Genomic DNA, 20855 nt, shown 5'->3' with positions numbered 1-20855 from the left:
CATGCATGTTACATCGCCGGCGACGGAAAATCAGCCTGAATGACGAGATTTACGACGACCGATTACCTTTTCGTTTAGTATGAACGTACACAACATGAATTATACCAGGTGTTTTTTTACTGTGATGCTGTTATTGGCCGCATTTGCCGCCCCGGCCCAGCATGGCGGGACAACCCGTTTATTTAACGATAACTGGAAATTCCATAAGGGAGAGGCAGTAAACGCGCAGGCCGCGGCCTTTAACGATAGCGGTTGGCAGACGGTGGACCTGCCCCACGACTGGAGCATCGAAGGCCCGTTCGATTCGAAATGGGCAAGCGGTACCGGGTTCCTGCCGGGCGGCATCGGCTGGTACCGCAAAACTTTTACGCTGCCGCACGATATGACGGGGAAGAAAATTTTCCTGTATTTTGATGGCGTGTACAAAAATAGCGAGGTGTGGGTCAACGGCAATTTCCTCGGGAAGCGTCCCAGCGGTTTTGCGTCTTTCCGGTACGAGATCACCAGGTACCTCAATAGCGGGAAAAACACCGTCGCGGTAAAAGCCGACCATACGGATTTTGCCGATTCCCGCTGGTACACCGGTTCAGGGATTTATCGCAACGTGTACCTGGTTGCCGCTGACCCGGTTCATATCGAGCAGTGGGGGGTAAAATTCAGCACGCCGCAGGTATCTGAGAAAAGTGCGCTCGTAAACGTCGATGTGGCCGTGCTGAACCAATCCGCGGCAGCGAAATCCGTTAGTGTATGGGCAAAGCTCTCGGGAAAAAAGGGCGCCGCGGGCACATCGCGTGTAATTAAGCTCGATGCCGCATCGCGCGGAAGCGCTTCCTTATCCTTCAGCGTAGCCGATCCGGTTTTATGGTCGGTAGACCAGCCTGCGCTGTATGAACTGGCGGTTTCGCTGGTGGTTAACGGGAAGAAAACAGATGAGGTGAAGCACCAGGTAGGCATCAGGTCGTACAAATTTGAGGCCGATAAAGGCTTCTCGCTGAACGGAACGAGCATGAAGCTCAAAGGCGTTTGCATCCACGATGATGCCGGTGCATTAGGCGTTGCGGTGCCTCCGGAGGTATGGGAACGCCGGTTAAAGATCCTGAAAGACGGCGGTTGTAATGCCATCCGCCTCAGCCATAATCCCCATGCCGATTACCTTTACGACCTTATGGACAGTCTTGGTTTCCTGGTGATGGATGAAGCGTTCGATGAATGGGAATTCGGCAAAAACAAATGGATAGAAGGCTGGAACGTGGGCACACCGGGAAAAGACGGGTATCATACTTACTTTAAGGAATGGGCGGAACGCGACCTGGCCGACATGGTGAAGCGTAACTATAACCACCCGTCGATTATTTTGTGGAGCATCGGCAACGAGGTGGACTACCCGAACGACCCGTACAGCCACGAGGTACTTAACGGTGACGGCCCCAACCCCCAGATCTTTGGGAAGGGCTACCAGCCAGCTTACCCGCCGGCAAGCAGGATCAAGGAGATCGCCGGGCAGCTCGTAGCGGTGGTTAAAAAATATGACCGCACGCGCCCCGTTACCGCGGCTTTCGCAGGTGTGGTAATGTCTAACGCGGTGGGCGCTCCCCAGATGATGGACATCGCCGGCTATAATTACCAGGAATACCGGTACCCCGGTGATCATAAGCAATACCCTGAACGGGTAATTTATGGCAGCGAGAACGGCATGGGCTTTAGCGCCTGGAAAGCAGTTACCGATAACGATTATATCGCCGGGCAGTTTCTCTGGACAGGGATCGATTACCTCGGCGAAGCCGGACGCTGGCCCGTACGGAGCAACCAGGCTGGTTTGATCGACCTCGCGGGCTTCCCGAAAGCGGAGTACTACTTCCGTCAAAGCCTATGGTCGGAAAAGCCGGTGGTTGTGATCGGCACTTCCATGCCACCCGGGAGGGCCGCGGCAAGCACCAGTAAAAGGGCGATCTTCCCCACCTGGAACTACAAAGCCGGCGATACCGTCAGGGTAAGCGCGTTTACCAATTTAACCGAAACAGAGCTTTTCCTGAACGGGAGATCGCTGGGACGTAAGTCATCGGCGGAAGCCATCGAGGGTGTGATCACCTGGAGCGCCGTTTATCAGCCGGGGGAGCTTACGATAAAGGGGTTTAAAGAAGGCAAGGTCGCCGGTTCACATACCTTAAAAACCAGCGGCGATGTTTACGGTATACAGACTTCAGCCGACCGTAAAACGCTCAGTGCTGCCGCGAAAGGATTGGCGCATATAGAGATCGGGCTCGTGGATAAAGACGGGTTGCCGGTTTTCAGCGGCCAAAACGAAATCACAGTCACCGTAGAAGGCCCGGCGAAATTGCTCGGCCTGGAAAGTGCGAACCCTGTAAGTCATGAAGATTATCAATCACCAAAGCGGAAGGCCTGGCACGGGAAGTTGCTGGCTTATGTACAGGCGACGGGTGCGGCTGGAACGGTGCGGGTGGGGTTAACTTCACCAGGGCTGGCGGAGCAACTGATCGTTCTGCAGGTGAAATAGGTTACCTGCCAGATAAAGCTTTGAATTTCTTGGGAGATCCGACAATTTATCCCATTTCATGTCCCCCCGGGGAAAGAATTATTTACCCGCCTGTACGATATACCTGGCCATCATGTCAAAAGCCTGTTTTGCCTTCCAGCTTCTGTAATTCCCCTGTGTAAACACAACCACCATATCGAGTGATTCGAGGATCATGATGTATTGGCCGCCATTGCCGGATGCCAGTATAACAGGATATGACCCTGATGAAGTCTTTATCACTTCGCGATACCAGTAAAAGCCATAGTACGTAGGCTGCGGGATGCCTGCGTTTGATTGGCTGGTTTTCATAAAGGAAGCATCCTGTATTGGGATGTCGCATTTCGTTGATTTATCCAGCCATTTTTTTGAAATGATCCGCTTGCCGTTCCAGACCCCGCCGTTTAGTACCAGCTGACCTATCTTTGCCATATCAGCAGGACGCATAAAGAAGGAACCAGCCGTCATGCCGTGCCCCGCCGGGTCAATTGTCCAGCGGTATCGCGCCATCCCCAGGGGGGGTAAAAAGATATTTGCCGGCAAAATCCATTACTGACATGCCGCTTGCTTTTTCGATTACGCCGCTGAGGATCATCGGATCACACGACGTGTATGCCCAAACCGTACCCGGCTTATGTTTCATCGGCAGTGACAGTGAGAACTTTACCCAGTCACGCTGTTGTTCCATCTCCGATTCGCAATCTTTGCCGTCGTTCCACTCTTCGCAGTCAAACCCTGCCCGCATTTCCAGCAGATCTTTGATCCTGATCTGTCGCTTCAGTGGATCCGCTGCGAACGCCTTGTTTTCCGGGAAGAACTGATACACAGGTTGATCAATATTGGATATAAGCCCTTTGTCAACGGCGATACCAACCAGCAAACTGGTAACAGATTTGAACGCTGAACGCGTGTCGTGAAGGGAATCCCGGGTATAACCGTTAAAGTATCGCTCGTACACATTTTTCCCTTGCTTTTGGATAAGTATACTGTGGATATTCTGATAATCGCCTGCCTTTACCGCCCTGGTTATCGATTCAAATGAACTTTGCGCCGATGCCGTGAAAGGAAAGAGTAGCGCGATCCACATAAACAGGAGCGTTTTGTTTAGATATGCGTCACCCGGATTGCGTGCGTAGTTTGTTATGGAGTCGATCATCTTAACGATATGGGGCGACACAACTTATAAAAAATATTCGACGCGAGGTAATAATTTCTACACCCTCGCAATAGCGCGAACGTGGCCCCGGCAGAAACCTCTTTTCCTTAAATTTGTTATCCCTTAAACCCATGTATTATGGCCAATTTCAAAGACCTCATAAATTCCGGTAAACCCGTGCTGGTCGATTTTTTCGCTACCTGGTGCGGTCCTTGCAAGGCGATGGCGCCCATCCTCGACCAGGTAAAACATTCGGTAGGTGATAAAGCCACTATCGTGAAGGTGGATATCGACAAAAATCCGCAGGCTGCAGCCGCGTTCCGGGTACAGGGCGTGCCTACGCTGATCCTGTTTAAAGACGGGGAAGCAAGGTGGCGCCAATCGGGCGTGGTGCCTGCCGGTCAGCTGGAGACGGTGATCAATAACTATATGTAGCGGATCGATCCTGCTTCGAAGGGAGACGGTCGCTGAAAGGTAAAAGTATAAAGCTTCCAGGCTTATTGACCTCACCCCCGGTAGCCGCCGGTCAATTAAATAACAAGAACGATCTTTTAAGAAGACCGTTCTTTGTTGTTTTTTGCCGTTACCGGCTACGATAACGGCCTGTTACCTCCGCTTGTTGTTAGTGTTCAGCGTTTGGGCGCGATTTATCGCTTTTTAACTATGTTTGCAACTTAAAATTACTGGAATAAATTCAGCGGATGCCGAACCTCGACGAGATTAAAAGACCCATAGAACGAGAACTGAATGTGTTTGAAGAAAAGTTCAAAGCTTCCATGCAGAGTTCGGTCCCGCTGCTCGACCGCGTTACGCACTACATCGTAAAACGAAAGGGGAAGCAGATGCGGCCCATGTTCGTGTTCTTTTCGGCAAGTCTTTGCGGCGGCATTACAGAAGCCACTTATCGCGGCGCGGTATTGGTGGAGTTGCTGCATACCGCCTCGCTGGTGCATGACGATGTGGTGGATAATTCTTTCGAGCGCCGCGGCTTTTTCTCCATCAACGCGCTCTGGAAAAATAAGATCGCGGTATTGGTCGGCGATTTTTTGCTCGCCCGTGGGATGCACCTGTCCATCAATAATAACGACCTCAACCTGTTAAGCATCGTAAATGATGCGGTACAGCAAATGAGCGAGGGGGAGTTGCTCCAGATGGAAAAAGCGCGTAAGGTAGATACCGACGAAGGAGTTTACTACGAGGTGATCCGCCGCAAAACGGCTTCCCTCATTGCCTCCTGCTGTGCTTGCGGCGCGGCGTCTTCGGGTACCGATGCGGGCACCATCGAGCGTATGCGCCTGTTCGGCGAAAAGATCGGCATCGCTTTCCAGATCAAGGACGACCTGTTCGACTTCGGAACCGATGACGTGGGCAAACCGCTCGGCATCGATATCAAGGAGAAGAAGATTACTCTTCCGCTCATCTATTCGCTCAACAAGGTATCGCGGAGCGAAAAGCACCGCATTATTAACCTTGTGAAAAATCATAACGAGGAGCCTGAAAAAGTATCGGAAGTGATTCACTTTGTGCGCAACACCGGCGGCATGGCTTATGCCGAGATGCAAATGCACCGGTTCCAGGAAGAAGCGTTCGATATCCTGAAATCGTTTCCCGACCACGAAGCCCGTACCGGACTGGAACAGCTCGTGCGGTTTACCACAGAACGGAATAAATAGGGTAATTATATATTTGTTACTGTGATACGCTTCGGCAAGCCCGGATGATAAGCTAACATGATAAGGAGTTAACCCGGTTTGGCCGCAATTCACGGAAGCGTGCCATCCTGAGCCTGCCAAGGAGTCACCCGTTGGCGTGTCATCCTGAGCTTGCCGAAGGAACTAACACGATTTATCATTATCTTGTGAGCCTGGCACACCACCCGGCAGCTTCTCATTCATATAAACACATGACCAAATAAATAGATGCCTAACGAAATCCTTTTTTTTGGCGGTTTCCTGTTGTTCATCGTGCTGATGCTGGCCATTGACCTGGGCGTTTTTAACAAAAAAGACCACGTGGTAAGCCTTAAACAGGCATCGGTAATGAGCGCCGTTTGGGTTTGTTTTGCCATGGTCTTTTACGTGATACTGATCACCGAAGGCCGCGAGCTGCATGGCATTGCCGATTACGCTTCGCTGGTTGAGATCACCAAAAAGCACCTGCACAACATCACGCTCTCGCCGGGGAACTTTCCCGAAAGTATTAAAACCTATCAACAAAACCTTGGCCTCGAGTTTTTAACGGGATATCTCGTAGAATATGCGCTGTCTGTAGATAATATCTTCGTGATGGTGCTCATTTTCAGCTCGTTTAAGGTTGAAGAGCGTTATTATCACCGGGTGCTGTTCTGGGGTATCATCGGGGCGCTCATCATGCGTTTCCTGTTCATTTTCGTAGGTGCAACGCTCATCGGGCGTTTCGGGTGGATCATTTACCTGTTCGGTGCTTTCCTGGTATACACCGGGATCATGATGTTCATTAAGCGCGACCAGGAGGAAAAGATCGATACCGAGAACCATAAAGTGGTGAAATTTGCAGCCCGTAACTTCCGGGTACTCCCGGACTTTCATGGCAACCGGTTTTTCCTGCGGGTAAAGGGACAGCGATTCGTAACGCCATTGTTCATCGTGCTGCTGATCGTGGAATTTACCGACCTCGTATTTGCCGTAGACTCTATTCCGGCGATCTTCTCCGTAACCAAAGACCCTTACATCGTATTCTTCTCCAATATCTTCGCGATTTTGGGACTGCGGTCTATGTTTTTTCTCCTGGTGAACATCATTCACAAGTTCCATTACCTTAAAACAGGGCTTGCTTTCCTGCTGGTATTTATAGGGATCAAAATGTTAGGCCATCATTGGCTCGAAAGGTGGGGGTTTACTACTATGCACTCGCTCGTAGTTATTGTGTTGATCCTGACGGTGAGTATCGTAGCCTCCCTGGTTTTCCCCAAAAAGCGTACGTGAACTTAGCTGCTAAGGGATTAACGCAATTGTTGCAAATCTTACAGCTGAAAATGCCTATTTTCCCGCAATCAATCCCATGCGTATGAATAAGTTTTTCCTCACGTCGTTAGTCGCCCTTACCGGTTTTACCGCTGCAGCGCAGCAAAATCCGCAATGGCGGAAGGTTTTCGAATCCATCAACACCGAAGTCCAGCAGCATTCACAGGCATATGCCACCCTGAAAGAGGCTACGGAAACCATCGGTCACCGGCTAACCGGCTCTAAAAATGGCGCCAAAGCGGAAGAATATGCCTTCAACCTGTTAAAATCCTATGGATTTACTGATGTAAAATACCAGCCGTTTACCGTAGAAAGCTGGAGTCGCGGAACACTTGCCGTAAGCGTTGGAAGCACCGCAGGCGCATTGCAGCCGGTGAAGTCGGTGTCGCTGGCGCACTCGCCGGTTAAGGTTGATCTTACGTTGGAAGTGGTGGATATGGGCAACGGGCTGGAGGTTGATTACCAGGCAAATCCCGCACTGGTAAAGGATAAGTTCGCGCTCGTGTACCTTGGCATTTTACCAGGCACCACCGGGCGCTCGCTGCACCGTTCGGAGAAAACCGCGATCGCGATAAAATATGGCGCCAAAGGCATCATCGTAATAAATACGGTGGATGGCGGTACCCTGCTTACCGGCACGGCCTCGGTAACGGGAAAGCTGATCCCTATCCCTGCCGTGTGTATCGGCAAGGAAGACGGCATGAAGCTAAAAGAGCAGCTTAAAACAGGCAAGCTTTACAGCCGCATTAATATGACGAATTTTTCCGGCCCGATAAAAGCACGCAACGTAGTGGCTACCATCAAAGGGAGCGGCATCCCGAACGAAAAGATCGTAATCGGCGGTCACCTGGATAGCTGGGACCTTGCCACGGGCGCGATCGACAACGGCATCGGATCTTTCTCTGTGTTGGACATGGCCCGTACCTTTAAGAAGCTAAAACTGGCTCCTAAACGTACCGTAGAGTTCGTTATGTTCATGGGAGAAGAGCAAGGCTTACTGGGCTCGCGGGCTTACGTAAATGCGGCAATAGCCGATAAGTCGATCGATAACCTGCGCTACATGCTTAATTTCGATATGACCGGCGATGTGCGGAACTTCTCCTCCAGCGCGCCTGAGTCTAAAGACCTGTTCCAGTCTGTAGGCAGCATCGCGGCGAGTATCGATACCACGTTTAAAAACGGGTTCTCTACGGGCGCCGGCCTGCATAGCGATAACCAGCCCTTTATGCTGCAGGGTGTGCCCACAGGCGGCGGCGGCGGTGGAAGAGGACCCGGGGCCGGCAACGGGCCGGCAGGGTGCTACCATGCAGACTGCGATGTACTGAGCCTCATTAACAACCAGCAAGGCATGCGCAACACGGTACGCTTTGTAAGTATGCTTATTTATGGCATAGCAGATACCGATGTGATCACCGCCAAAAAGCTGAATGATGAGGAAACGAAAGAGTTCTTATTGTCGCATAACCTGAAGGAGCCACTGGTGCTGGAAGGGGAATGGAGGTGGAAGGACTAACCCCTTTCCTCTCCCATCATTGCCAGTATCTCGTCAACATACGAGCGTTCGTTAGAGAGCCTGGGAACTTTATTCTGTCCTCCGAGTTTTCCCCTGGTTTTCATCCACTTGTAGAAAGTGTAGTCGGGAGCGGCGTGTATAACGGGCCTCCGCAGGGCGAGGTCTTTGAATCTTTTGGCGTCGTAATCTGAGTTGATCTCCCGTAGTTTCCGGTCCAGTACATCGTTAAACTTGTCGAGGCTGTTGGGGTGTTGTTCAAACTCGATGATCCATTCGTGTGCGCCTACTTCGCTGTCGTTAAAATATACGGGGCAGGCGGTATAATCGCGGATAATGGCGCCGGTTTCGCGACAAGCCTGTGTTAAGGCCTTCTCTGCATTGTCAATGATCACCTCTTCGCCGAAGGCGTTAATAAAATGTTTGGTGCGTCCCGTGATCTGGATCCTGAATGGCGAAAGTGAAGTGAACCTGATCGTATCGCCTATCATGTAACGCCATAAACCGGCATTCGTGGAGATCACGATCGCGTAGTTTTTATCAAGCTCCGCTTCGCTGAGGCTCAACGTCTCGGGATATTCTTTGTCGATCTGGTCCATCGGTATGAACTCATAAAATACCCCGTAATCCAGCATCAGCAGCATCTCTTCTGAGTTGGACTGGTCCTGGATCCCAAAAAAACCTTCGGAGGCATTATAGGTTTCCAGGTAATACATATCGCCGGACGGGATCAGTTTCCTGAACTGTTCCCGGTAAGGCTTAAAGTTCACGGCGCCGTGCGAATACAGTTCCAGGTTGGGCCATACCTCCAGCAGGTTGCTCTTGCCGGTAACTTCCAGGATACGCTTCGCCAGCACGAGGTTCCAGGTGGGCACGCCCGACATGTTGGTCACGTTTACATCTTTCGTGGCATGCACCATCTTCTCGATCTTTTCCTCGAAGTTTTCCATCAGGGAGATCGAGGGCGCCGGCGTGCGGATCATTTCGGCCCAGAAGGGAAGATTCTTAATGATCACGGCCGAAAGATCGCCATAATACGACTCAGAGTTCAGCTGGTTCACCTGGTGACTGCCACCCAGTACCAGGCATTTCCCGGTAAACATCTTCGTATCCGGCCGGTTGTTACAATAGATCGATAACAGGTCCTTGCCCCCTTTAAAGTGACATTCTTCGATCGATTCGTCGGTAACAGGTATGAACTTGCTCCGGTCGCTGGTGGTTCCCGACGATTTGGCGTACCATTTCACTTCCGAGGGCCATAGAATGTTCTGCTCCCCGTTCAGCATTCGCTGGATATAGGGCTTCAGCGTATCGTAGTTCTGCACGGGGACCCTTTCCTTAAATTGCTTTTGGGTGTAAATATCTTCGTACTTGTATTTGCGGCCCCATTCGGTATGTTGTGCAGACGAGATCAGTTTCTGGAACCATTCCTCCTGTACATCATGCGGGTATTTCATGAAAAGCTCGATCTGGTGAATGCGCTTTTTCATGATCCAGGAAAAAATCGAATTGACGATAGTCATAGGAAGACGGTAACGTTAAATTAATGTCGCTTTTTTCGGAGCTCGAAGTTTTGTCCGAGGTAAAATTTACGGGCCATTTCATTGCCGGCGATCTCGTCGGGGGTGCCGGCCAGCATGATCTTTCCTTCCGTTAATAAATAAGCGCGGTCGGTGATCGAGAGCGTCTCCTGCACGTTATGGTCGGTGATCAGGATGCCGATGTTGCGAAGCTTCAGTTTGGCCACAATCGATTGAATTTCTTCTACCGCGATCGGGTCTACGCCGGCAAAAGGTTCATCGAGCAGGATAAAGTTAGGGCTGGCGGCTAATGCGCGTGCAATTTCGGTGCGGCGCCGTTCACCACCCGAAAGCAGGTCGCCGCGATTCTTACGTACGCGGTGCAGGCTGAACTCGCTTAACAGCTCTTCCAATTTATCGTGTTGCTCCGCTTTGGTGAGCTTAGTCATCTCCAGTACTGATTTGATGTTATCTTCCACGCTCAGTTTCCTGAAAACGGAAGCTTCCTGCGCCAGGTACCCGATGCCTTTCTGCGCGCGGCGGTACATGGGGGCGCCGGTAATGTCTTCCGACTCGAGGTATACATGTCCGTCATTTGGTTTGATAAGCCCTACGATCATATAAAATGAAGTGGTTTTACCTGCACCGTTCGGCCCCAGCAACCCCACGATCTCGCCCTGCTCCACGTGAAATGAAACATCGTTAACGACCGTGCGCTGTTTGTATTTTTTTACGAGATTTTCTGCTTTTAATATCATGTCAGTTAAAGGAGCGCTGTGCATTAACAGAGCGGATCCCTTTTATGTTTAGCTGTAAAGACCGCTTTTCTTTCCAGGTTTTTTCTTCGATCGTATAACAGATGTCGAAAGGCACGCCCTTTTTTATCTCCTCGTAATGGTCACCTAACCCGAACCCGATGCACTCAAACACCGGCGAATTTTCCTGGCGGACCGTCATTTTCAGGTGATTGTTGCCCACCACGGATGCTGTACCGTAAGTATAAACATTTTTACTCACAAATATCGGGGCCATGTTGCCCGGTCCGAACGGCGCGAACTGGTTAAGGATGCGGACGAATTTAGGGGAGAGCCGCTCCAGGGGCAGGTTGGCATCGATAGCGATCTCCCGCACCAGCAACTCGTCGGGAATGCTGGCAGCCACCACCTCTTCGAAACGGGCGGCAAAAGCCACCACGTTTTCGGGCTTCATGGTAAGACCGGCGGCATATTTATGTCCGCCGAACTGGTCGAGCAACTCGCTGCAGGAGCTCAGCGCTTCATACAGGTCGAAGCCAAGCACAGACCGCGCAGACCCTGAGATATGGCCGTTGTTTTGGGTAAGCACCACCGTTGGCCGGTAGTATTTTTCCGTAAGGCGGGAGGCTACGATCCCAATTACGCCTTTATGCCATGTCTCGTGAAATACCACCGTGGTCTTTTTTGTCAGCGACGATTCATCTGTGCGCAGCATCTCGAGCGCCTGTTCGGTAATAGACACATCGTGCTCCTTACGTTCCGTGTTCTTCAGGTCGATCAGCTGGCTGCGGTCGCGGGCCGAGTACTTATCGTCAGCGATCAGGAGGTTTACCGCATGCCTGGCATCGTCTATCCGGCCGGCAGCATTTATCCGCGGCCCGATCATAAACACCACATCCGAAATGCCGTATTGTTCCTTCCGCCCTGCGATGTCCATCAATGCGGCCAGCCCGTTACAGGGCGTTTCGTTCAGGCGTTTCAGGCCGTGCCAGGCGAGCACACGGTTTTCGCCCGTAATGGGCACGATATCCGAAGCGATGCTCACCGCCACCAGGTCGAGGTAACAGGTGATCTCGCTGAGTGAAATGTCGTTTTTTTGGGCGAATGCCTGGATCAGCTTAAACCCGATCCCGCAGCCGGAAAGCTCTTTATAGGGATAATCACAATCTTTCCTCCGGGGATCAAGCACGGCGACCGCTTCAGGCAGCGAATCACCCGGGAGGTGGTGGTCGCAAATGATAAAGTCGATACCCAGTGAATTGGCGTAAGCGACCTTGTCAACGGATTTAATCCCGCAATCCAGCGCCACAATAAGCGTATACCCATGCTCTTTAGCGAAATCGATGCCCGCGAGCGAGATCCCATACCCTTCTTTGTACCGGTCGGGAATATAAAAGCTGATGTGGCGAATGTACTTCCTGAAGAAACTATAGGTAAGCGCCACGGAAGTGGTACCATCCACGTCGTAATCCCCGTAGATCATTACCTTCTCGCCGGAGGCCGCGGCAGATTCGATCCGTGATACGGCGGCTTCCATGTCTTTCATCAAAAAAGGATCGTGCAGGTGTGCCAATTCCGGCCTGAAAAAGCGGCGCGCCTCCTCGTAACCAGATACTCCGCGCTGCACCAGGAGGGTGGCCAGTACCGCGTCGATCTGCAAACTTCCCTGCAAGTCAGCTACTTCCGGCCGATGCATCCCTCCCTGTTCCACCCATCTTTTTTGCATATCTTTGTATTGTTTAATCTGTAAATATAAGTTAAAAATGGTACAGCGTATACGCAATTACGCGTTCCGTTGAAAGTTGACAAGCGGCTCGAAAATCTCATCGCATGAATATTCATTCCCTGACAGAGGGTTCCTTTTCCGTAGATCAGTCCAAGAAATTCGTCCCCTTCGATCCTGCGGTGGACCAGGCGAAAGACCGGCCCGCCTCTCTCTTCATTTCCATACAGCCTTTCGTGGTGCAAACACCGGCCGAGCTTATCCTATTTGACACCGGCCTTGGCTATAAGCAAGCCGATGGTGAGCTGGTGGTTCACGCCAATCTCCGCAAAGCGGGATACGAGCCGGGTGATGTTACCCAGGTGCTGATGTCGCACCTGCATTTCGACCACGCCGGGGGCATGGTGCACGAACAGGATGGCAAGTGGGGCTTAAGCTTCCCGAATGCGGAGTACGTGATCCAGCGCGGCGAATGGGAAACGGCTTATAGCCGGCGGTCATCTTCGTACAAAACGGAGATCTTCGACATCGTGCAGCGGAGCGGGAACCTCCGTTTTATTGAAGGCAGCGGGCAGCTTACAGCGGAGATCAGTTACGAGCTCACCGGCGGTCACTGCGAATATCACCAGGTGTTCCTGGTAAAAAGCGGCAACGAAAAGATCTTTTTTGGCGGCGATATCCTGCCCGAGCCGGAACAATTGCTTCGTAAATTTATCGCTAAATACGATTTCGACGGACGCAAAGCCATGGAGCTGCGCGAGGAGTACGGCAAAAGGGCAGCGGCAGAGAACTGGACCTGCCTCTTCTATCATTCAAAACGCGATTCGATCGGCACCGTTAGTTATGACGGGGGCGCTTTCCGGATCACTCCCCGGTAACGGGATATCGCTAAAACGAAAAAGGCTCCTCCCAACGGAGCAGCCTCTCTTCTTTTCTCATAACGCTAATTCAGTTATTTTGTAGCCACAAGGTTAATGGCGAGCTCGAACTCATCGTCGATGGCTTTGTCGCCAATTGCAGCGAAGATGCTCTTCGAGTTGTACTTGATGTCGTATTTGGTGCGGTCCACTTTCACGCCTTTGGCAACCGCTGCAATGGCATTACCCTGTTTTTTAACGGTTGCTGGGAACGTAAGCGGTTTAGTGATCCCTTTGATAGTTAAATTACCGGTAATGTTAACCTGGTCGCCGCCTGCGGGCGCGACTTTAGTAACGGTGAAAGTAGAGGTCGGATTTTTTTCTACTCCAAAGAAATCGGGTGATTTCAAGTGTGTTTCCAGTCGTGCGCCGGAACCGTCGGTAGTAACCACAGAATTCATGTCCATGGTGAATGTTCCGCCTTTCAGCGTAGCGCCGTTGTAGATCAGGTTGCCGGAAGCGATCTTAACCGTGCCGGTGTGCTGACCGGTTACTTTCCTGCCGATCCATTCGATAGATGATTTGCTTACGTCAACCGTATAGGTTTCGTCTTTCTTTGCAACAAACGCCGACAGGCTCAGGGCCGCCAGTACGCTTAAAAATGCCAATGTCTTTTTCATAGTTTCTTTTTTATTCTTTTCGATGTGCAAAAGTACTCCTTAAAATTATACGTTATAACACCTAATGGTTTTTTGACAAAACGATGAAGGTCATTACATTATACTCAACGGCCGTAACCGCTGTTTGGTATGTTCAGTCAGCCAGCCGTTTACGCATTTACTACTTCTTCTGCATATGCTTCCAGCGGCTGGCAGGAGCAGATCAGGGTACGGTCGCCGTGGGTATCGTTCACGCGTCCCACGGAAGGCCAGAACTTGAAATGTGCCACGTATGGAAGCGGGAATGCCGCCTCCTGCCGCGAATAAGGGCGGTCCCAGTTATCGGCGGTAACCACTGCCGAGGTATGCGGGGCGTTTTTCAGCGGGTTGTTCACCTTGTCTGAACGTCCTTCTTCAACCGCCGAGATCTCCTTGCGGATGGCAATCATCGCTTCGCAGAAACGATCGAGTTCGTGCTTTGGTTCCGATTCTGTGGGCTCCACCATTACCGTTCCCGCCACCGGGAATGAAACGGTGGGCGCGTGGAAGCCATAATCCATCAACCTTTTGGCAATGTCGGTCACTTCGATACCGAAGTTCTTGAACGAGCGGCAATCGAGGATCATCTCGTGCGCGCAGCGGCCGTTGGTCCCGGCATACAATACCGGGTAGTGCTGCTCGAGGCGTGTTTTAATGTAATTGGCGTTCAGGATGGCGTATTGCGTGGCGTGGGTTAACCCTTCCGCGCCCATCATGGCGATATAAGCGTGCGATATAAGCAGGATAGAGGCCGAGCCCCATGGTGCCGCGGAAACCGCCGGGATGGATTTTTCGCCGCCTATAGGCACCACGATATGTCCAGGCAGGTAAGGCGCCAGGTGCCTGGCTACACCGATGGGCCCCATTCCCGGGCCACCTCCGCCATGCGGGATGCAGAACGTTTTATGGAGGTTAAGGTGACAAACGTCGGCCCCGATAGCGGCCGGGCTGGTTAATCCAACCTGTGCATTCATGTTCGCGCCGTCCATGTATACCTGGCCGCCGTACTGGTGGATCGTCTCGCAGATCTCAATGATGGATTCCTCGAATACGCCGTGGGTCGACGGATAGGTTACCATGAGGCAGGAAAGATCATGCTGGTGCTCTTCCGCCTTTGTTTTGAGGTCGCTTACATCGATATTTCCGCGCTCATCGCATTTAACGACGATGATCTTCATTCCGGCCATGGCCGCCGAAGCGGGGTTCGTGCCGTGCGCCGATGAAGGGATCAGCGCTACGTTCCGGTGCCCTTCGCCGCGATCTTGGTGGAACGCGCGGATCACCATCAGCCCTGCGTATTCGCCCTGCGCACCTGCATTTGGCTGCAGGCTCATGGCGGCAAAACCGGTGATCTCACAAAGCCACTTGTTCAGTTCATCGAACACCTGCATATAACCGCCTGTCTGGTCGGCCGGTGCAAACGGGTGCATATTGCCGAACTCGGGCCAGGTAACGGGGATCATTTCGGTGGTTGCGTTCAGCTTCATGGTGCAGGAGCCCAGCGCAATCATCGAGTGGCAAAGCGAAAGGTCTTTCGCCTCGAGCGATTTGATATAGCGAAGCATCTCATGCTCCGAATGGTGCGAATTAAAAAGCGGGTGCGTTAAATAAGGCGTGGTACGGTGCAGCGCTTCCGGGATGGAAGTGGAAAGCGACGCCTTAATGCCGTCGAGATCAAGGTAATTTAATGTTTTGCCCTTTACTTTGGCAAATAAACGGATGATGGTGATCATGTCCGCTTCAGACGAAGTCTCATCTATCGAGATGGTTACCGATGAACCCGAATAGTGGAAATTCACGTCATTGTTTAGGGCTTCCGAATGGATCGGCCCGGTAAGCTCGCCAAGCTCGAAACGGAGGGTGTCGAACAAAGCGGTATTCAGCTGTTTGTAGCCGAGGCTGTTAAGTGCGTTTCCAAGAAAAGTAGCCAGGCCATGTATACGGCTTGCGATGGCCTTGATACCTTCCGGACCGTGGTATACCGCATACATGCTGGCCATAATGGCAAGCAGCGCCTGTGCGGTACAGATATTAGAGGTTGCTTTATCGCGGCGAATGTGCTGTTCACGCGTTTGCAGCGCCATTCTTAAGGCGTAATTGCCTGCCGAATCGATGGTTACACCGATAATGCGGCCGGGCATAGCGCGTTTATATTCTTCTTTCGTGGCGAAAAATGCCGCGTGCGGGCCGCCAAAGCCCATCGGAACGCCAAAGCGCTGGCTGCTTCCCACCACGATGTCGGCTCCCCATTCCCCGGGAGGTGTAAGGAGGGCAAGGCTCATAAGGTCGGCTACCACGGTAAGTTTAATGCCCTTTTCGTGTGCGGCAGCAGCAAATTCCGTATAATCATACACTTCGCCCTTCCCGGAAGGATACTGTACGATAGCGCCGAACATATCCGTACCCAGCTCAGCCGATTGGTGGCTGCCGATCAGCAGCTCGATCCCGTAAGGAGCAGACCGGGTGCGCAGGATATCGATCGTTTGCGGGAACAGCTCCTCCGAAACGAAGAATATGTTCGCTTTCTGGTTTTTACGGAGACTGTATTGCATAAACATCGCCTCCGCGGCCGCGGTGCCTTCATCTAATAAAGACGCATTGGCGATCTCCATGCCGGTGAGATCGATCACCATGGTCTGGTAATTGAGCAGTGCCTGCAACCGGCCCTGTGCAATTTCGGCCTGGTAAGGGGTGTATTGGGTGTACCAGCCCGGATTCTCCAGGATGTTTCGCTGGATAACGCCGGGTACAGTTACATCATAGTAGCCTTGCCCGATATAAGATTTAAATAGCTTATTCTTTGATGCTGTTTGCTTAAGGGTTTCCAGGTAACCGGCTTCGCTTTTCGCGGCCGGTAAATTCATCGGGTTTTTTAGCCGGATGCGGTCGGGGACGGTTTGCGAGATCAGTTCTTCAAGCGAGCTTGCGCCAACGATTTGGAGCATTTCTGCTGTTCCGGCAGCATCCGGTGCAATGTGCCGATCCTCAAATTTTTCGCGGAAATTGATATCTAACTTCATTAAATCGAGTGGGGAAAATTAAAATGCAAAGGTACAAAAAAGGATAACACCGATTGTAAAGATTACGTTGAGTAATCTTACAAACGGTGTTACGGGAAGGAACTTGTGAACAGGATCCTGGTTAGGCGTTGAAACGCCGGACGTTTACGCAGATCGTACTTGCATGATCATGATCCTGGTGATCAGCTTATGGCTAGACGGAGTTAAACTTCAAGCGTATTACGTCCAACCGGTTAGTAACTGCCAACCAGGTCTGCCTTCAGGATACCGTTTTTTACCAGGTATTCGGCGATCTGAACGGCATTGGTGGCAGCTCCTTTACGGAGATTATCGGCCACGATCCAAAGGTTGAGGGTATTGTCCTGCGACTCATCCCGGCGGATCCGGCCTACAAATACTTCGTCTTTCTCGTGCGCATCCTTTGGCATCGGGTATTTCGCGTTAGCCGGATCATCGGTTACGATCACGCCATCCTGTTTCTCGAGCAGGCTGCGTACATCGGCGAGGTCGAAGTCGTTTTCAAACTCGATGTTTACGGATTCTGAATGGCCGCCCATAACCGGGATCCGCACGGTGGTCGCCGTCACACGGATCGCATCGTCGCCCATGATCTTCCTGGTTTCGAGGATCATTTTCATCTCCTCTTTGGTGTAACCGTTCGCCGTGAACACATCGATCTGCGGGATCACGTTCAGGTCGATCGGGTAGGCATACGCCATCGGGCCTTCTATGCCGCTGCGCTCGTTCATAAGCTGCTCTACCGCTTTCACACCGGTACCGGTTACCGACTGGTAGGTGGAAACCACCACCCGTTTGATCTTATATTTCTCGTGAAGCGGTTTTAACACCACTACCATCTGTATGGTCGAACAATTTGGGTTGGCGATGATCTTGTCATCGGCCGTTAATACACCGGCATTTACCTCGGGAACCACCAGCTTCTTGGCAGGGTCCATGCGCCAGGCCGAGGAATTGTCGATCACGGTAGTGCCGGCCGCCGCGAATTTCGGCGCCTGCTCAAGAGAAGTGCTTCCCCCTGCAGAGAATAAAGCTACGTCGGGCTTAAGGGCTATGGCTTCATCAACAGTCACCACCTTGTACTTCTTCCCCATGAAATCAATTTCCTTACCCTTGCTCTTCTCAGAAGCTACCGGAATTAATTCTGTTACGGGAAAATTGCGCTCTGCTAAAACTTTTAACATTACCGAGCCTACCAGGCCCGTTGCGCCTACAACTGCGACTTTCATTTGATGATTAATTAATTTGTGAATTTAACTTATGATTATTATATTTGATTTTTAGTTAATAAAGTTGTGAACAGTTAATCAGAATGCAAATATGAAGATTTGTTTGCTCTTTTTGGTCATGTTTTCTGTTAAAACTGCGGTTTCAGCAGCAAGCCACCGTTACCCGGCGAAAAGGAACGACGTGGTCATCAACGAGATCTTCGCAGATCCGTCGCCGGTGGTGGGTCTTCCCAGCGCGGAGTTCGTGGAGATCTGGAACGTGTCGGGTGCCGACATTCCGCTAAAAGGATGGCAATTCACGGATGGCGCCACTAAGGCAACATTTGCCGGCGACTCGATCAAAGCGGGGGCGTTTATTATCCTTTGCGCAAAAGCGGACGCCGGTTTATTCAGCGCTTACGGCAAGGTGATCGGCTTGTCTCCCTGGCCTTCTTTAAACAACGCAGGAGAGCTGCTCACGCTGACCGACGACCGCGGTACCGTTATTAGCCAGGAGTACTTTAATGATTCCTGGTACCGCGACGCAGTAAAGAAGCAGGGCGGATGGACGCTCGAAATGATCGACCCGTTATCTGCCTGCAGCGGATCGCAGAACTGGGCGGTGTCTTCAGATGGCCGCGGAGGGAGCCCGGGGACGTTAAATGCGGTATATAAAGTTGGGTTCGGCGCCGGGCAACTCTCGCTGCTTGAGGCGCGACTGACCGATAGCGTGACCGTTCGGCTCCGGTTTAGCCGGGCGGTGGACAGCGCAGCGGCGGCCAATGCCGGCAACTACCGGTTTAATAACGGGTTAGGCGTTCCTGTTTCGGCGGTCCCTGTGGCCCCGGAGTTTACCCGGGTAGATATTAAGTTCTCCGCAGTTATTGCACGGGGTCATACTTACACGGTTTCCGTGTCGGGTATTCGCGATTGCGCCGGTGCCACGCTGCCGCCATTACTTGGCAGCACGGTGTTTGTGGCGCCGGGGGCTATCGCGAAGGGGGACCTCCTGATCAGCGAGATCCTGTTCAATCCCCGCCCGGGCGGAGCGGACTACCTGGAAATATATAACGCTTCTGCCCTGGTGCTCGATATCGCAGAGCTATATGTGGCTTCCGCCGACGAAAAGGATAGCCTGGCGAGCCTTAAAAAGCTGAGTGACACATCGGTATTTGTTCAGCCGGGTGGTTACCGCGTATTTTCTGTCGATCCCGTTAATATAAAAGCGGAGTATAACGTGAAATTTCCTGCAAACCTGCTGAAAGTTGCCGGCCTGCCTTCATTTAACGACCAGGCGGGTACCGCAGTACTCGTGCGGGGAACCACGCGGATCGACCAGTTTAGTTACTCCGAAAAAATGCACTTCCCGCTAATAAAGAACCCGGAAGGCATTTCCCTGGAACGGAGCAGTTTTAAGCGGCCCGCAGCTGAGGCGGGAAACTTCAGGTCGGCGGCAACCTGGTCGGGAGGCGGGACACCGGGTTATGAAAATTCTCAGCAAAGCGTGGAAAACCGGTCGGCAGACGACATATACCTTTCTTCGACTACGTTCTCGCCCGATAACGATGGATTCGAAGACTTGCTGACGATCAATTTCCGCTTTAATGCCCCCGGATGGGTGGCGAACGTTTCTATTTATTCAGATCGGGGAGTGCTTGTTCGCCGGCTGGTAACGAACGAAACATTGCCCGCGGAAGGCGTGATCGTTTGGGATGGATTAAACGCCCTTCAGCAGAAGCAAGCGTTCGGGATATACGTGGTCTCGATAGAGGTATTTGACCTGGACGGGGCCGCCAGGAGATACCGTAAGCCATGTGTGCTGGCGGCGAAGTTGCGCAGATAATTCTTACTTTTGCACCCTAACCAGGAAATATGCAGGAAAAGATCTTAGTGATAGGCGCCAACGGCCAGATAGGAACTGAGCTGGTAACCGAATTACGGAGAATATATGGCAGCGGTCACGTAGTAGCTTGTGACATCCGCAGACCCGACTATGACATCAAAAATGCGGGCCCGTTCGAATTTGTGAACGTGCTTGATAAAGAAAATCTAAAGAGCACCTTTCAGAAATATAAACCTGCTCAGGTTTATTTGCTGGCTGCCATTCTTTCCGCAACAGGCGAGCAGAATCCGAAGCTTGCGTGGGACCTGAACATGAATGGGTTGCTTAACGTACTCGACCTGTGCCTCGAATACCAGGCTAAAAAAGTATACTGGCCGAGTTCCATCGCGGTGTTTGGACCGAACTCACCCAAAGCGGATACCCCTCAATACTGTACCATGGACCCGAACACGGTTTACGGTATCAGCAAACTCGCCGGCGAGCGCTGGTGCGAATATTATTTTCAGAAACATGGGCTCGATATCCGGGGTTTGCGTTACCCCGGCCTTATCAGCTGGAAAGCGGCTCCGGGCGGCGGCACGACAGATTATGCCATCCACATTTTTCACGATGCGTTGAAGAAAGGCAGCTACCAGTCGTTCCTTAATGCACAAACCGGGCTGCCGATGATGTATATGGACGATGCGATACGTGGTACCATCGAGCTGATGGAATCACCGGCAGAAAAGATAACCATAAGGTCGGGCTACAATTTTGCTGGTACCAGCTTTACGCCGGAGGACCTCGCTGCCGAGATCAGGAAACATATCCCTGCTTTCCGGTTAACCTATACCGAACAGGAGGATCCCAGGCAGGCGATCGCTAACAGCTGGCCAGGCTCCATTGATGATGCATATGCCCGGCATGACTGGAACTGGAAACCGGAGTTCGACCTCGCAAAAATGACGACAGACATGTTGCTGAACTTGAAGAAATGATAACTTTGGACCTTATAGCTTAAAGCTCACCACTG

At 51.8% G+C, this 20855-nt stretch carries 16 protein-coding genes; 8 read left to right on the top strand and 8 right to left on the bottom strand.

Annotated features, from left to right (window positions below):
* Positions 1-79: 79 nt before the first annotated feature.
* Positions 80-2515 (top strand): glycoside hydrolase family 2 TIM barrel-domain containing protein, encoded by a 2436-nt coding sequence (locus tag GS398_RS01090; RefSeq protein ID WP_160904909.1) that lies wholly within the window; start codon positions 80-82, stop codon positions 2513-2515.
* 78 nt (positions 2516-2593) lie between these two features.
* Here the strand turns inward: GS398_RS01090 and GS398_RS01085 are convergent, their stop codons facing one another.
* Both GS398_RS01085 and GS398_RS01080 read right to left on the bottom strand, forming a co-directional pair.
* Positions 2594-3043 carry a serine hydrolase domain-containing protein gene (locus GS398_RS01085; protein WP_160904908.1) on the bottom strand — a complete coding sequence of 150 codons (450 nt, stop codon included), beginning with the start codon at positions 3041-3043 and terminating at the stop codon, positions 2594-2596.
* Positions 3018-3620 carry a serine hydrolase domain-containing protein gene (locus GS398_RS01080; RefSeq protein ID WP_160904907.1) on the bottom strand — a complete coding sequence of 201 codons (603 nt, stop codon included), beginning with the start codon at positions 3618-3620 and terminating at the stop codon, positions 3018-3020. Before GS398_RS01080 ends, GS398_RS01085 begins: the two co-directional genes overlap by 26 nt.
* A 207-nt stretch (positions 3621-3827) precedes the next feature.
* Between GS398_RS01080 and trxA the strand changes: the two genes are divergently transcribed.
* From trxA to GS398_RS01060, 4 genes are all read left to right on the top strand, one after another.
* On the top strand, positions 3828-4124 hold the full coding sequence (trxA, locus tag GS398_RS01075) for a thioredoxin (RefSeq protein ID WP_160904906.1): 297 nt from the start codon (positions 3828-3830) through the stop codon (positions 4122-4124).
* A 266-nt stretch (positions 4125-4390) separates the two neighbouring features.
* Positions 4391-5362: a polyprenyl synthetase family protein gene (locus tag GS398_RS01070; RefSeq protein WP_160904905.1), complete on the top strand. Its 972-nt coding sequence runs from the start codon at positions 4391-4393 to the stop codon at positions 5360-5362.
* Between the two features lie 246 nt (positions 5363-5608).
* Positions 5609-6652 (top strand): TerC family protein, encoded by a 1044-nt coding sequence (locus GS398_RS01065; protein ID WP_160904904.1) that lies wholly within the window; start codon positions 5609-5611, stop codon positions 6650-6652.
* A gap of 82 nt (positions 6653-6734) precedes the next feature.
* Positions 6735-8204: a M28 family peptidase gene (locus GS398_RS01060; RefSeq protein WP_160904903.1), complete on the top strand. Its 1470-nt coding sequence runs from the start codon at positions 6735-6737 to the stop codon at positions 8202-8204.
* Here GS398_RS01060 and GS398_RS01055 read toward each other — a convergent pair.
* The 3 genes from GS398_RS01055 to recJ are packed head-to-tail and all read right to left on the bottom strand — an operon-like array spanning position 8201 to position 12202.
* Positions 8201-9724 carry a GH3 auxin-responsive promoter family protein gene (locus tag GS398_RS01055; protein WP_160904902.1) on the bottom strand — a complete coding sequence of 508 codons (1524 nt, stop codon included), beginning with the start codon at positions 9722-9724 and terminating at the stop codon, positions 8201-8203. The genes GS398_RS01060 and GS398_RS01055 overlap by 4 nt on opposite strands.
* A gap of 20 nt (positions 9725-9744) precedes the next feature.
* Positions 9745-10479 (bottom strand): LPS export ABC transporter ATP-binding protein, encoded by a 735-nt coding sequence (gene lptB / locus GS398_RS01050; protein ID WP_160904901.1) that lies wholly within the window; start codon positions 10477-10479, stop codon positions 9745-9747.
* 1 nt (position 10480) lies between these two features.
* Positions 10481-12202: a single-stranded-DNA-specific exonuclease RecJ gene (gene recJ, locus GS398_RS01045; protein ID WP_160904900.1), complete on the bottom strand. Its 1722-nt coding sequence runs from the start codon at positions 12200-12202 to the stop codon at positions 10481-10483.
* Positions 12203-12306: 104 nt separating this feature from the next.
* Between recJ and GS398_RS01040 the strand changes: the two genes are divergently transcribed.
* Positions 12307-13077, top strand: a complete 771-nt coding sequence (locus GS398_RS01040; protein ID WP_160904899.1) for an MBL fold metallo-hydrolase — start codon at positions 12307-12309, stop codon at positions 13075-13077.
* 74 nt (positions 13078-13151) lie between these two features.
* On the opposite strand, the gene GS398_RS01035 is transcribed toward GS398_RS01040, so the two are convergent.
* The 3 genes from GS398_RS01035 to GS398_RS01025 all read right to left on the bottom strand — a co-directional run bounded on the left by GS398_RS01035 (position 13152) and on the right by GS398_RS01025 (position 18021).
* Positions 13152-13736, bottom strand: a complete 585-nt coding sequence (locus GS398_RS01035; protein WP_160904898.1) for a YceI family protein — start codon at positions 13734-13736, stop codon at positions 13152-13154.
* A gap of 149 nt (positions 13737-13885) precedes the next feature.
* Positions 13886-16774 carry an aminomethyl-transferring glycine dehydrogenase gene (gene gcvP / locus GS398_RS01030; RefSeq protein ID WP_160904897.1) on the bottom strand — a complete coding sequence of 963 codons (2889 nt, stop codon included), beginning with the start codon at positions 16772-16774 and terminating at the stop codon, positions 13886-13888.
* A gap of 233 nt (positions 16775-17007) precedes the next feature.
* Entirely contained in the window at positions 17008-18021 is a 1014-nt protein-coding gene (locus GS398_RS01025; RefSeq protein WP_160904896.1) for an aspartate-semialdehyde dehydrogenase, read from the bottom strand.
* Positions 18022-18112: 91 nt separating this feature from the next.
* On the opposite strand from GS398_RS01025, the gene GS398_RS01020 reads away from it, so the two are divergent.
* Positions 18113-19843: a lamin tail domain-containing protein gene (locus GS398_RS01020; RefSeq protein ID WP_160904895.1), complete on the top strand. Its 1731-nt coding sequence runs from the start codon at positions 18113-18115 to the stop codon at positions 19841-19843.
* 29 nt (positions 19844-19872) lie between these two features.
* A complete protein-coding gene (locus GS398_RS01015) occupies positions 19873-20820 on the top strand; it encodes an NAD-dependent epimerase/dehydratase family protein (RefSeq protein ID WP_160904894.1) in 948 nt (315 codons plus the stop codon).
* Positions 20821-20855: the final 35 nt, after the last annotated feature.

Origin of the sequence: Hufsiella ginkgonis (assembly GCF_009834915.1) — a bacterium.
Classification (GTDB): domain Bacteria; phylum Bacteroidota; class Bacteroidia; order Sphingobacteriales; family Sphingobacteriaceae; genus Hufsiella; species Hufsiella ginkgonis.
The sequence above is the reverse complement of the archived record's forward strand: the minus strand, read 5'-3'. Positions and strand labels throughout refer to the sequence as shown.